The sequence below is a fragment of the Ureibacillus endophyticus genome, assembly GCF_024159215.1.
GTDB lineage: Bacteria > Bacillota > Bacilli > Bacillales_A > Planococcaceae > Ureibacillus > Ureibacillus endophyticus.
In genome coordinates this window covers 1264989-1278667 of the sequence record NZ_JAMYWW010000001.1, presented here as the reverse complement: position 1 = coordinate 1278667, position 13679 = coordinate 1264989, and the positions used below count along the sequence as shown (strand labels likewise).

At 35.5% G+C, this 13679-nt stretch carries 10 protein-coding genes and 1 other RNA gene; 2 read left to right on the top strand and 9 right to left on the bottom strand.

Annotated elements, in window-relative coordinates; genetic code table 11:
* Positions 1-77: 77 nt before the first annotated feature.
* The 9 genes from NKR20_RS06225 to NKR20_RS06185 all read right to left on the bottom strand — a co-directional run bounded on the left by NKR20_RS06225 (position 78) and on the right by NKR20_RS06185 (position 10207).
* Entirely contained in the window at positions 78-1979 is a 1902-nt protein-coding gene (locus NKR20_RS06225; protein WP_253424515.1) for an ATP-dependent DNA helicase, read from the bottom strand.
* Positions 1980-2124: 145 nt separating this feature from the next.
* Positions 2125-3261 carry a THUMP domain-containing class I SAM-dependent RNA methyltransferase gene (locus NKR20_RS06220; RefSeq protein WP_253424513.1) on the bottom strand — a complete coding sequence of 379 codons (1137 nt, stop codon included), beginning with the start codon at positions 3259-3261 and terminating at the stop codon, positions 2125-2127.
* Positions 3261-4985 (bottom strand): putative bifunctional diguanylate cyclase/phosphodiesterase, encoded by a 1725-nt coding sequence (locus NKR20_RS06215; RefSeq protein ID WP_419095296.1) that lies wholly within the window; start codon positions 4983-4985, stop codon positions 3261-3263. The genes NKR20_RS06220 and NKR20_RS06215 overlap by 1 nt, the downstream gene beginning before the upstream one ends.
* Positions 4986-5189: 204 nt before the next feature.
* An RNA gene (gene rnpB, locus NKR20_RS06210) (RNase P RNA component class B) lies at positions 5190-5570 on the bottom strand.
* Between the two features lie 57 nt (positions 5571-5627).
* Positions 5628-5927, bottom strand: coding sequence for a cell division regulator GpsB (gene gpsB / locus NKR20_RS06205; RefSeq protein ID WP_121214548.1), 300 nt, complete (start codon positions 5925-5927; stop codon positions 5628-5630).
* A gap of 146 nt (positions 5928-6073) precedes the next feature.
* Positions 6074-7318: a ribonuclease H-like domain-containing protein gene (locus NKR20_RS06200; RefSeq protein ID WP_253424507.1), complete on the bottom strand. Its 1245-nt coding sequence runs from the start codon at positions 7316-7318 to the stop codon at positions 6074-6076.
* Between the two features lie 7 nt (positions 7319-7325).
* A complete protein-coding gene (locus NKR20_RS06195; RefSeq protein ID WP_253424504.1) occupies positions 7326-9602 on the bottom strand; it encodes a DEAD/DEAH box helicase in 2277 nt (758 codons plus the stop codon).
* Positions 9592-9960, bottom strand: a complete 369-nt coding sequence (locus tag NKR20_RS06190) for a YppE family protein (RefSeq protein WP_253424501.1) — start codon at positions 9958-9960, stop codon at positions 9592-9594. The genes NKR20_RS06195 and NKR20_RS06190 overlap by 11 nt, the downstream gene beginning before the upstream one ends.
* 49 nt (positions 9961-10009) lie before the next feature.
* Positions 10010-10207, bottom strand: coding sequence for an endonuclease (locus NKR20_RS06185; protein ID WP_121214552.1), 198 nt, complete (start codon positions 10205-10207; stop codon positions 10010-10012).
* Between the two features lie 153 nt (positions 10208-10360).
* On the opposite strand from NKR20_RS06185, the gene recU reads away from it, so the two are divergent.
* Together recU and NKR20_RS06175 are read left to right on the top strand one after the other, a co-directional pair.
* Positions 10361-10987, top strand: a complete 627-nt coding sequence (gene recU, locus NKR20_RS06180) for a Holliday junction resolvase RecU (protein ID WP_253424498.1) — start codon at positions 10361-10363, stop codon at positions 10985-10987.
* 26 nt (positions 10988-11013) lie between these two features.
* Positions 11014-13665, top strand: coding sequence for a PBP1A family penicillin-binding protein (locus tag NKR20_RS06175; protein WP_253424495.1), 2652 nt, complete (start codon positions 11014-11016; stop codon positions 13663-13665).
* Positions 13666-13679: the final 14 nt, after the last annotated feature.

The following is a 13679-nucleotide window of genomic DNA, read 5'->3' as shown; positions in this document are numbered from 1 at the left end:
ATACTTATCTGTATTAATTTGTCAAAAAAGGGCTGACGCTTAAGATTTTTTTCTCTTAAAACGTCAGCCCTCAATATTTACATTGGATCTACTGGTAAAATGTCAATAAATGAATTTTTCACCTTTTGATCCTCTTCATTTAATAAAATATGGATATCTCCGAAGTCATTTGAAGTTCGAATTAAACGACCAATACCTTGTTGCAGACGTAGCTGCATGAACGGTAATTCTACTTCTTCAAATGGATTTTCAGAAAATGCTCTTTTTGCCTCGAATAGTGGATCTTTCGGCGGGAATGGTAAATCATAAATAACAACTCGAGTCAGCGCTTCTTCTGGTAAGTCTAACCCTTCCCATAAATGATAAGAACATAATGTTTTAATTGTGCCTTCTTGGAAATCACGAACGATAGCAGAAAGTTCGCGATCACCTTCAAATGCAACAGTAAGTCTTGCCATCATTGATAATTTTGATTTAAACTGTAGCATCGCTTGTTTTGATTTAAATAAAATTAACGTTTGTTTGTTGTCTTTTAAAAGCTGTTCAACTTTTGCGACTTTATCCTTTTGGTCTATTTCATGTAAATAGATTTTCATCACTTCATCATAGTCAAATGGAGATGGTACACTGAAGGATTGGTACTTTTTAATGCCTAAACTATAAGCGATATATGAAAAATCTTTTTTAACTGATAATGTTGCAGATGAAAAGACGATTGGTGTTTTTTTCGAGAACAGTTTCTCTTGAAGAACTTCCGTAATGAGTCGTGGCATTATAACTAATGTTTCTTCCCCGTCCGTATCTTCTAACCAATCGACTGCATCACCTTGAGCAACAAAAATTCTCATTGCAGCTTGATATTGCTCTAAAAATTCCTCAGCCATATTTAATTCGTATTCTGGAATCATATATAATTCCGATTCAAACACAAATTCTTCTAGCAATTGTTCTACATCTTGAATACATTGTTTCCCAAGGGCAATTAATCGAGCAGATTTTTTAATTGCTTTACGATCTTCTTCCGATGGCACCACATCGTCACGAAGTTGATCAAAGAATAATTCATGATCATCTTGTAATTTTTCCATCGTGTATAGAGTTTTTTCTCTTACACCATCCACCATTAATCGCTCTAATAAAGTCACAATCGTATGGCCCTGAACTTTTACAGTCATTGCTTTTTGAGCTGCATATTCAAGTAAATGCCCTTCATCCAGTACAATCATCGACACTTCTGGTAAAAGTGGTAATTGTCCTTCTCGTTCACGAGATTCTTTTGTTGCTAAATGCTCCATTAAAAAGTCTTGAGAGCAAATAATTAAATCTGTTGATTTACGGTAGTGTGCACGATGTAATGTTTGACCACAACGATTGCGCATATCACATACAGAACATTGCATAATGGCATTGTAATTTACCTTTTGCCAATCTTCATCACTAACCGTTGAGTAGTCACTTCTTGCGCCATAGGGTTCTATCGAAATCATCGAACCTTGTGCATACACACCATCTGGAATAGACATGGCAATATCGTCAATCCATTCGTCCGTTACAACTTTTTCAGCTTCTTCAAAACGTTTTAAACATAAATATTGATCACGAGATTTCGCAAGACGAACATCGATGGTTAAACCTAAATGTTCAGTTAACTTATAAATATCGCCGCCTTCTTTTACAAGCTGGTCGATTAATGTTTCATCTGCACATGCGATTAATGCAGGTCGCCCTGTATAACGTGCATACGAGATGGCAGGTAAAAGATAGGCAATCGTTTTTCCTGTTCCTACTCCTGCTTCAGCAAAAAGGACATTTTTTTCTTTTAACGCCTGTTCAATCTGGTATGCCATGAAAATTTGTTCATCACGACATTCAAATCCTTTTTCGGGCAACTCGTCATAAAGGACGTCACCCATCCAATCGCCTAATGAATCAAAAAAGTTTTTATCTCTAGATAATTCAAACGGTAAAGACTGTCTCATTATTTTTCTCCTATCTCTATGCCTACAATAAGTCATTCTATTCATGACTTTGGCTAGACAACACGCTAACTTTTCTCTTTATAAGAAGACATTGAAACGGAAGGAGACCGTTCTCCTTCCGTTAAAATATATTATTCAACATCTATTAGTCACGTTTCGATTTTTGACCCCAATATTGGTAAAGGTCTGTGCGAATAAACCCGTTAAATAATTTTCGTTTCTTCGTAGCTTTTCTACCATATAGCTGCTCAAAGTTTTCCATCGAAGAAAGCATATAAACCGACCAAGTAGGATAGTTTTTCATAATATCCCCTAATTGTTTGATCACTTGCTCGATTTCCTCTTTTTCTCCAATACGTTCTCCATAAGGTGGGTTCGAAATAATTACACCATCAGTTAACTTCGTTGTAAAGTCAGTTGCTTGCATTTGTTTAAACGTAATTAAATCTGCAAACCCAGCTTCCAGGGCATTTTCTTGAGCAATTTGGACCATACGATGATCGATATCGGAACCAATAATTTCAAGTGGTTGGTCATATTTTGCAAGATCATCCGCTTCATTGCGAGCATCGTCCCAAATTTTAGCTTTCATCCATGGCCACTCTTCTGAAATAAATTCACGATTGTAACCCGGTGCAATGTTTTGTCCAATCATCGCAGCTTCTAGTGGGATGGTACCTGAACCACAGAACAGATCAACAAAAGGACGTGTTGGGCTCCATCTAGAAATTTTCACTAATGCTGCTGCAAGTGTTTCTTTTAAAGGAGCTTCCCCCTGGTTCTGCCTGTAACCACGCTTATGTAAACCTGCACCTGAAGTATCGATAGTTAATGTTGCTACATCTTTTAAAATGGACACTTCGATTTTATACGTTGCTCCAGATTCATCTAAGAAACCAAGACGTTTATAATGAAGCTTCATTTTCTCAACGATTGCTTTTTTAACGATTGCTTGACAGTCTGGAACACTAAATAACTTTGATTTTACAGATTTACCAGAAACAGGAAAATTAGCATCGACTGGTAAATATTGTTCCCAATTTAATGCTTTTGTATTCTCAAATAATTGATCAAATGTTTCAGCAGGAAATTCTCCTACAACGATTTTTACGCGATCTGCAACACGTAACCAAAGATTACATCTTGCAATTGCTGTTTCATCGCCTTCAAAGTAAACTTTTCCATTTTCTACTTTCGTTTCATAACCTAAATCTTGTACTTCTTGCGCTACAATTGATTCAAGTCCCATTGCAGCGGTTGCTACTAATTTAAATTTTGCCATCATTCAATTTCTCCTTGATGTTCATATTCCCAGAGTTGTAAAAATTCAATTAACTCATCCATAGGAATTGGTTTACTATAGAAATATCCTTGAATATAATCACAGCCCATATCTCGCAAAATATTAATTTGTTGAATACTTTCAACACCCTCTGCGATAACTTCCATTTTTAATCGATGTGCCATTTGGATAATTGCGTCTACTACCGCTTGTTTATCATCTAAGGTCACTATATGATGGATAAAACTACGGTCGATTTTTAAATAATCTAATGGGAAACGCACTAAGTAACTTAAGGAAGAATAACCAGTTCCAAAATCATCAATTGATAATTTAAAACCAAGTTGTTTCAAACGTACTAATTTGCGAATCGTTTCTTCTTCGCTATTCATTACAGTCCGCTCTGTCACTTCGATTTCAAAATTTTGGGCAGATGTATTATATTTCTCTAAAATCCTTTGAATGGATTCTAAGAAATTTTGTTGTTGGAAGTGAATACTGGAAATATTAATGGAAATGGTTAAATTTGAATATCCAGCCATTCTAAGTACGGCTAATTCTTCACATGCCTTTTCCAAAATGATTTCACTAATTGGAATAATTAAACCCGTTTCTTCCGCATATGGGATAAATTCTCCCGGTGAAACAAACCCCAATTTTTCATTTTTCCAACGCACAAGGGCTTCTACCCCAATAATTTTGTTCTTTTTACTATCCACTTTTGGTTGATAATATAATTCAAAATCACGATGTTCAATCGCTTTTCGAATTTCTGTATCAAGCGCAATTAAACGTTCGTTATCAGTATTCAATTCTTCAAAGTAGAATGAAAATCGATTACGCCCGTTTTGTTTTGAAAAATACATCGCCTTATCTGCACGATTCACTAATTCTTCCGTTGTAACACCATCATGCGGATAAATACTTATTCCTATACTTGTTGAAACGAATAATTCTTGATTATTTATCATGATTGGCTGTTCTACTTCACGGATAACTTCCTCTGCAAACTTGGCAGCCTCTCTAGGATGATGGATATTTGTTAAAGTAATAACAAATTCGTCACCACCGTACCTCGCGATAATATCTTTATGCTTTAATAAGCGTTTAATTCGCTTTGCCACTTCAACGAGAAGTAAGTCACCAATGGAATGACCTAGTGTATCATTAACTTGCTTAAATCGATCTAAGTCTAAGAAAAAGACAGCATGTTGAACAGTGTTTGAAGATTCTAAGAGGAGGGTATTCATTTTTTCAAGAAAAGCGAAACGATTATTTACATCTGTAAGTGAATCAGTTAATGCACGTTTTTTCAGCTCATTTTCAACCGTTTTACGTTCAGATAAATCAGTGAAAATCCCACAATAATTCGTTACATTCCCATTTTCGTCTTTAATTTTAAGTATTGTTAACCATTCTGGATAAATTTCACCGGTTTTTCGGCGATTCCAGATTTCACCTTGCCAAATATCATGATCAGCTAAACTTTTCCACATATTCAGGTAAAATGAGCGATCATGAACTCCAGATTGTAAAAGTGTTGGATTTTTTCCTACAACTTCTTTAAATTTGTATCCTGTTACAATTTCAAAGGCTGGATTTACAATGATGATATTTTTTTCTGCATCGGTTACCATAATACCTTCATATACATTCTCGAAAATCTTCGTGAAAACTTGATAAGAATTAACTAAGTTTCCATTTTCACTTAGTTTTTTCAACATACTTAAAGCTTTCCTCATATTATTTCTCCCTATTCTTGCTAAAAGAAAGGCTCTCCAAAGTGATGGAGAGCCTATCATCTTGAGCAAAATGCCCTTATGTATTACATACTATCTCGCATTGGAGAAAAGTATGTTTGTTAAATGGACATTTTTTGTCCTTTTTAGTTATTATTCATGAGGTTAATATGTTTTTTATCATAGTGATTCGTAAGCCATGTTTTGTTCCCGAGTACTCAAACGGCCTCAACCTCGTACGAACCGGGCAGTAATCATCTATCTACGCTAAAATTTAGCGTCCCTCCATCCGTTCAGTTCCTTCAGGAGAGTGCCCCTACCATAATTTGGGTTTCTCACTCGTGGGGTTTACCTCGTTCCACCTTCAATGTTTCCATTGAAGCTACGTCACTGTGGCACTTTCAGGAAGTGTTAACCATATCTTACGACTTAGGTTATCCTTCCGCCGTCAAGCAATTGCTTGCCTTACCTTATTTTTTCAGTAAGCACGAACACTACGGTCATCGCAGATCCGTGTGAGCATGGACTTTCCTCTACAACTTCAAAGAGTTGCAGCGATTACCTGAATGACTATGACAAAAGCTATTATACTAAAAGTTAAGTACAAAAACAATACCTAATCGATGTTTATTCAAAAAGTTTACTACCAAACACTTCTTTTTCAAGGTTTGATAGGCGTTTTAAAATATCAAAGTTTGTATTGCTCGTCACTGGTTGTTGGACTTGTGTTCTTCGACTTGCTGTATTTTCTAGTTCTTCTTTTAAACGTTTATTTTCAGCACGCAATTCTTCCACAACTTTTTCGAATGCGTCATAATCTTCCATAATTTGATCTAAAAATTGATCGACTTGGTCAACATTGTAACCTTTCATCGATTTTTTAAATTCTTTTTCTAATATGATCTTAGAACTTAATTTAATTTCCATTCACATCGCCCTTCCATGCAAATACGTACCTTATTTTCAATTATATCATATGTCAAATATAAAAAGGATTGTTAGAAACTATTAAAAATTGTGTAAATTGACCAAGTTGAAAATTGTCTAAATTTGCGGTTTCCTGGGAAATTGTATTAATTATTTATTTCCCTTTCCATTTTATTTTTCAACCTATTTAGACGTTTTGTCCAATCTAGTAATTTTCTTGCTTTTGAATCATTATTCTGAATCATTTCAATTCCCTTTAAAGTATAGTCAAATGCCTTACTATAATCTTTATACTGATGTTCATAAATGATAGCTAAATGCTCTAAAGCTTTTAACTTTTCTTTATTCCCAATCGTCATTAAAGCCTTTTGAAATGATTTTGTTGCTTCATCATATTCTTTTCGTTTTTTTTGCTGTACTGCCAAATAAAAATGCGCTAATCCTACATCTTGTTCATGAAAGGTATTTGTTACAGTACGTAAAACCGTTTCACTTTGCTCAGTAATCTTTAAATCTCCATACCACTTTCCAATATTCGTGTAGGTAGTAGCAGTATCTTGTGAATGACTTTCAAGTAGAAGATTTGTTGAATGGATATAGAGCGTAATTAGTGAAAGTAAATCCCATTCATTATGGGTTAACACCTTCATAAGGCTACTAGCATTACCAGTTTTTACCGCATCTGTATAAATAATTGGAACAAGAAAACCTGGGATATCTCCATTTCGTTTAAATCCAAGTTTTGTTTCTTCTACCTGTGTTAACTTCATTCTTTCCAAATTATTTTTCCATATGCGTTTTGTGCTATGTAATAAATCAATTTGTCGCATGTTTTTTAACTTTGGCAATATTTGTTGATTTAATGTCCATCTTGTTTCTAATTGTGGCCAATCAAAACTTTTGCCATTATATGTTACGATCGTTTTACTTCGCTGCCATAATCTGGATTCGAATAAAAAAGCAGCCTCGTGGGATGGATCTGCTAAAACATATTGTGTTAAAAGAAATTTATTTTCTAATACTTCTAAAAAACCTAATAAAAAGATATTTGTTCCAACACCTTTTAGCCCAGTTGTTTCTGTATCGAAAAACACAACTGTCTCGTCATAATCAATTGAAAATGGATGTTCAATCGCTGACGTTTGCCATTTCTTAATAGCTTCAAAAAACATTTTTAATTGATATGAACCATGTAAATAATCTTGGGGATACTCTACTTGCCTTTTAAATAACATCCCAAAATCATTTTCAATAACTTCTAGCCCTTCTTTTTTCCACTCTTCGACATACCAAGGTTTATCAGGTTTTGTAAAGGAAGGCTTTTCCACCTTTTTCTCTTGTTTTTTCCCAAGCATTTGTTTAAGCTGCATCATTTTATTTTCATATGACATCTCTAAATCACATCATTTCACGTAATAAAATTGACAATACTTTTAACACTTTACCTTTACTTTCGTTTAAACTGTCTTGTGCTCCAATACAAGATGGGCAGCCTGAATTACATGGGCATTGTTTTACATGTTCAATCGTTTGTTCAAGAATTGGCTGTAAAATATCATATACTCTTTCACTTAAACCAATGCCACCAGGATAACTGTCATAAATAAAAAGCGTTGGTTTATCATTATGAACCGCTTTTACTTGTGGCACGACTGATAAATCATTGCGATCACATTGAATAAATAGCGGGATAAATGAACCAATTGCATAAGCAGCACCTGTTAAAGCGTCGGTTAACATTTCTTCTGACCAGTTTTCGGGTAGTTCAAAGGACATCCATGTTGCATTCGTATGCATTTCTAATGGTGGAATATAGATTTTCCCAGAGCCGATATTTTCGTGTGTTTGGAAACGTATTTTTTTAAATATCGTTGGAATAGCTAGTAAACTAATATCGCCATAGCTAACACTAGCAGATTCGTAATCTACCCTTTTATCCTCATTTAGGACTTTTAATTCGACTGCTAGATTCGCATCTGTGAAATAATCGACATCTACTTCTCTCACATAGGCTTTCTTTTCTTCCCAATCCAATTTTTCAACTTGAAATTGCGTTCCTTGATGTAAATAGATGGCTTCTTCATGTAATAAAGTCATTGCACTATACGTATCCATTTCCCCGATCACTTTTGTACCAGCAGGAATGGACTGATCGATAATGACTACATTTTCTTGAGATGCTGAACGCAGACTTATTTCATGGGCTGGGAATCGTTCACTCATCCAATACCACTGACTGCTCGTTTTAATGACTACGCCTTCTTCTTCTAAAAACTCTAATAATTGTTGTATTTCAAATTCTCCGTAACTATCTGTTGTAGCAAAGGGCAACTCAAAGGCAGCACATTTTAAATGGTCCATTAATATTAAAATATTTTCAGGATTAATTAGCGCCTCTTCTGGTGAACTTCCAAGTAAATAGTTTGGATTATTCACAACATATTGATCGAGGGCGGTAGAATTCGCTACATATATAATTAAGGCGGAATCCTGTCTTCTACCCGCGCGACCTGCTTGTTGCCATGCACTAGCTATATTACCAGGATATCCCGTCATGATACAAGCTTGCAATTGCCCAATATCAACACCTAATTCTAGTGCATTTGTACTAACAACAATTTGGATATCACCATTTCTTAAGCCCTTCTCAATGGCCCTTCTCTCAGTAGGTAAATAGCCACCTCGATAACCGCGGATTGACTCATCTTGGATTTTCTTTTTCGTTAAACTCTTTAAATAGGTAACAAGCATCTCCACACGAACACGAGATTTTGCAAAAACAATAGATTGAATACCTGCTTCATAGAGTCTTGTAGCTAAATCTCGAACTTCGAGTATACTACTTCGTCGAACACCAAATGTAGGGTGAACGATTGGAGGATTATAAAACAAAAAAGTTTTCTTCCCTACAGGGGCACCTGAATTCGCAATGAGTTCATGTTTTGTATTCGTTAAGCTCTCTGCCAGCTCTTTTGGATTTTTAATTGTGGCAGATGTGCAAATAAATATCGGGTTACTTCCATAAAATTCACAAATTCTTTTTAATCTTCTAATTACGTGGGCAACGTGACTACCAAATACCCCTTTATATGTATGTAATTCATCGATCACGATATACTTTAAATTTTCAAAAAGAGAAACCCATTTTGTATGGTGCGGTAAAATTCCCGAATGTAACATATCTGGATTTGTCATGATAATATGTCCAGCTTTTCGGATTTTTTGTCTAATTCCAGGTGCTGTGTCTCCATCATAGGTATAGCTCAGTACCTCTTCTCCCATTAACTCGATTAGATCATTCAAATCTGCTTTTTGATCCTGCGCTAACGCTTTTGTAGGAAATAAGTAAATGGCACGACTTGAAGGATCTTCTAGTATTTTTTGAAGGACAGGTAAATGGTAACAAAGTGATTTTCCAGAGGCAGTAGGAGTAACAGCAGTAAATGATTGATTGTTTGTTGCAAAGTCAAAGGCTTCTCTTTGGTGCGTATATAATTGAGAGATTCCCCTTACTTTTAATGCTTTTTGGATAGAAGGATGAAGGTTTTCAGGGAAAGGTGCAAATTTCGCTTCCTGCCCTTCTAACGTTTGCCAATGCAAGATATTCTGTTTTAATTCTTCATCGTGCATCCATTCTTTTAAAAGTTCATCAATTGTTCTTTTTTTATTTAGCATAATCGCTATCCTCCATTAAATATCGTAAAAAGAAAGATAATGTATAATGAACAGATTGAACAGATTGAAGAAAACGTTTTTTACTTGTTTCCTTATAAAAGGATTGCACTACGAATTGATTCATTGCATCTTCTACATTGTCAATTTGCATTTTGTGTATATATCTTGGATTCTTTTCTTTTATCCAATCCATTGCATTTTGTTTCCAATCTTTTAATAGGAGTTGGATTTCATCTGCATGGGGTTTTACTTCTTCAAAAAATTGAGGAGAAGCGTCAAGTTCACGTTGTTTAAAGAAACGATCCTTCGACGCATCACACTCAAGTAATAACAATTTAGTTTGTTCAATAAGTTGCATGATAAACGACCTCTTAAGAAATATATTATAGATTTTAGTTTATCAAAAATTAAACTATTTCACTAGTAATAGGGGAACACGCATTCTTTACATGGAATTGCTTTTCTGCTAAGCTTATTTTTTGATAAGTGGTACCGAGACGAGAAAAAATTTGGTCGTGAATGAAAGCACGTTCATTATCAATTTTAGCCGTCATCATTTGATCAACACAGTCAATTTGCGAAATAAGCTTTTGAATTCGATTCATTGTCATTCCTCCCTTGACTGTAAAATTCACTATTAATTGTTAAACTCCTTTCGACTTGTCAAAACTAGACATAGGATGCTAAAACAAGAAAATTTTCGCTATAATTCTATGATATAGTCAAATGGTAAAATATCATTTTCAAGAGGTGATTTCATGGTGTTTAATTATCCGAACGGCAAGCGATTTAGGCCAAGAACTAATGAAATTACAAATGAAAAGAATGTAGTGAAAAAGGAGAAAGACCTATCTTTTAGTAACCGGGGGAAAACCCTTGAAGATGAAATAAATGAAACAAATATCTATTATCTCAATCAACAAAAAGCCATTATCCATAAGAAACCTGTTCCCGTACAAATCGTTAAAGTAGAGTATCCATCAAGGAGTGCTGCGGTTATTCGGGAAGCTTATTTCAGAACACCATCAACCACGGATTATAATGGCGTTTGGAATGGTTATTATATTGATTTTGAGGCGAAGGAAACGGAGAATAAAACCTCTTTTCCATTAAAAAATATTCACCAACACCAAGTAACGCATATGAAACAAGTGACAAATCAAAAAGGAATCGCCTTTATGATTGTACGCTTTTCGTCTTTGGATCGATATTTTGTCGTTCCTTTCGACATTCTATGTGAAGCGTGGACAACAATGGAGCAAGGTGGTCGTAAATCAATTCCACTAAAAGTCTTTGAAACTGAAACCTTTGAAATAACACCAGGTTACAACCCAAGAATTGATTATTTATCCGTAATACCAAATTTAATAGCAAACGAAGAATGATAGTTTGTTAAAGTGAGGAGATTATCTTGACAGAGAAACGTCGTACGCGTGAAGAATTAAAACGTCAACGCGAAAAACAAAAAAAAGCACAAAAAAAGCCTATTATGACATGGATTAAAAGGATTTTAATGATTGTAGTCATCGTTGGTGTAGTAGGGTTTCTAGGTGGTGTAGGTTTATTTGCTGTTTATGCAAGTTCTGCACCCGATTTAGATGAAGAAGCATTAAAAGACCCAGTATCATCAGAATTCTACGATATTAATGGTGAACTCTTTGCAACGACCGGTACAATCGATCGTAAATATGTAACCTATGATGAAATTCCACAAGGTTTAGTAGATGCCGTTTTAGCAACAGAAGATTCACGCTTCTTTAAACATTTTGGTATCGATGTTTGGCGTACTGCTAGTGCCGTTTTAGCCAACTTCCGTCATGGATTTGGTGCACAAGGTGGTAGTACAATTACCCAACAGGTTATTAAAAACTCATTCTTCGATAACGGTAAAACGTTAAAACGTAAAGCACAAGAAGCATGGTTAGCTATTCAACTTGAACAGCAATATTCTAAAGAAGAAATTTTTGAAATGTACTTTAATAAAATCTTAATGTCTGGACGCATACACGGTATTGCAACAGCTTCAAAACACTTCTTCGGTAAGGAATTAGATGAACTTGAATTGGACGAAATGGCACTTTTAGCTGGTATGCCTCAAAGTCCAAACAATTACAATCCGTTCCGTAACCCAGAACGCGCTCAACAACGTCGTGACCTAGTACTCGATTTGATGGTTTTACACGACAAAATTTCTGAAAAAGAAGCGGAAGAGGCAAAGAAAATAGATGTCACTTCTCGATTACTTCCAGAAGAAGAACGCCAAGCAATTGCTGGTACAAAATATGATGCATTTTTAGATGTAGTGTTAAGTGAAATCGAAGCAAATGGTGACGGCGATGCACTTTCTGAAGGGGTTAAAGTTTATACAACATTAGATCCGAATGCACAATCAGTAGTAGAAGACGTTATGAACAACCCAAGTAACTTCCCTACTGAAACAATCCAATCAGGTGTTTCAGTAATTGATACAAAAACTGGGGAAATTCGTGCAATTGGTGGTGGACGAAATTATGGTGCAGAACGTGGATTTAACTATGCATACGACTTAAAGAAACGTTCACCTGGTTCGACAATTAAGCCACTTTTAGATTATGGACCAGCAATTGAAAACTTAAAATGGTCAACTGGTCAAACAATTGTTGATGAAAGAATGTCCTATACTGGTTCTGACAAAATAATTTCAAACTGGGATAATAAATATTTAGGTGCAATGACAATTCGCGAAGCTTTATATACTTCTCGAAACGTACCAGCTGTAAAAGCTTTACAAGAAGTTGGTACGGATACTGCAAAACAATTCATATCTAAACTAGGTATCGATGTAGAAAATGTTTACGAATCCGATGCGATTGGTGGAGGTAATATTCGATTAACTCCAGTCCAAATGTCAGCTTCTTACGCTGCCTTTGGAAATAACGGGATTTATAATAAACCGAAATCAATCAAAGAAATCGTATTCCGTGATGGTTCTAAGAAATCTTATAAAACTGAACCAGTAGTTGCAATGAATGACTATACTGCCTATATGGTAACAGACATTTTACGAGATGTTGTGAGTAGCAAACGAAACGCATCTGGTACTGCTGCCGCTGTTTCAGGACTTGATATTGCTGGTAAGACTGGTACAACAAACTATGATACGAAAGATTTCGAACAATTTAATTTACCAAGTAGTGCCGTTCCAGATTCTTGGTTTGCGGGTTATACGACAAATTATTCAATCGCGATTTGGAGTGGTTACTCGAATTACTCAGAACCTATTACAACGTGGGATGAGCGTCGATTACCACAAACATTATTTAAGTCGATTATGTCTCAAATTTCAGCGAATGTAGAAACACCGAACTTTACAAAACCAAGTTCAGTAGTCGAAGCAACAATTGAAGTTGGGTCAAATCCATTAAAATTAGCGAGTGAATTTACGCCAGCTGAATTACGCCAAACAGAATTATTTGTGAAAGGTACAGAACCAACACAAGTTTCTGAGGAATATGAAGCACAAACTTTAAATGCGCCAACAAATTTAAAAGCGAATTATAATGACGGTGGCGGTTTAGTAGATTTAACTTGGGAATATTCACTTCCAGAATCTGATGATGAAAATGCTCCGTCAGATGTGAGCTTTGAAGTTTCGATGGCAGTTGATAATGGCGCACCAGTTGTTGTTGATACAATTACGGGTAATCAAATCACATTGTCAAATATCGAACCAGGTAAAAACTACACATTCTCTGTTGTAGCGGTTTCCGGTGACTTACGTAGTGACCCTGCTTCCGTATCAATCTATGTTGATCAAGCAGTTGAAGTGCCAGAAGTTGAAACACCTGAAGGAGAATTTGGTGATGACTTCAACAACGGCAATAATGGAAACGGAAACGGTAATGGCAACAACGGTAACAATAATAACGGTGGAAACAATAATAACGGCGGAAACAATGGTCATGGAAATGGCCAAGGTAATGGAAATAATGAAGATGATGATTTTGAAGATTGGTTTGGACCAGGTGAAAATCAAGGTGAAGTAGTACCACCAACAAATCCAACCGCTCCGGAAACTGAATAGATTCGAAAAGCGGA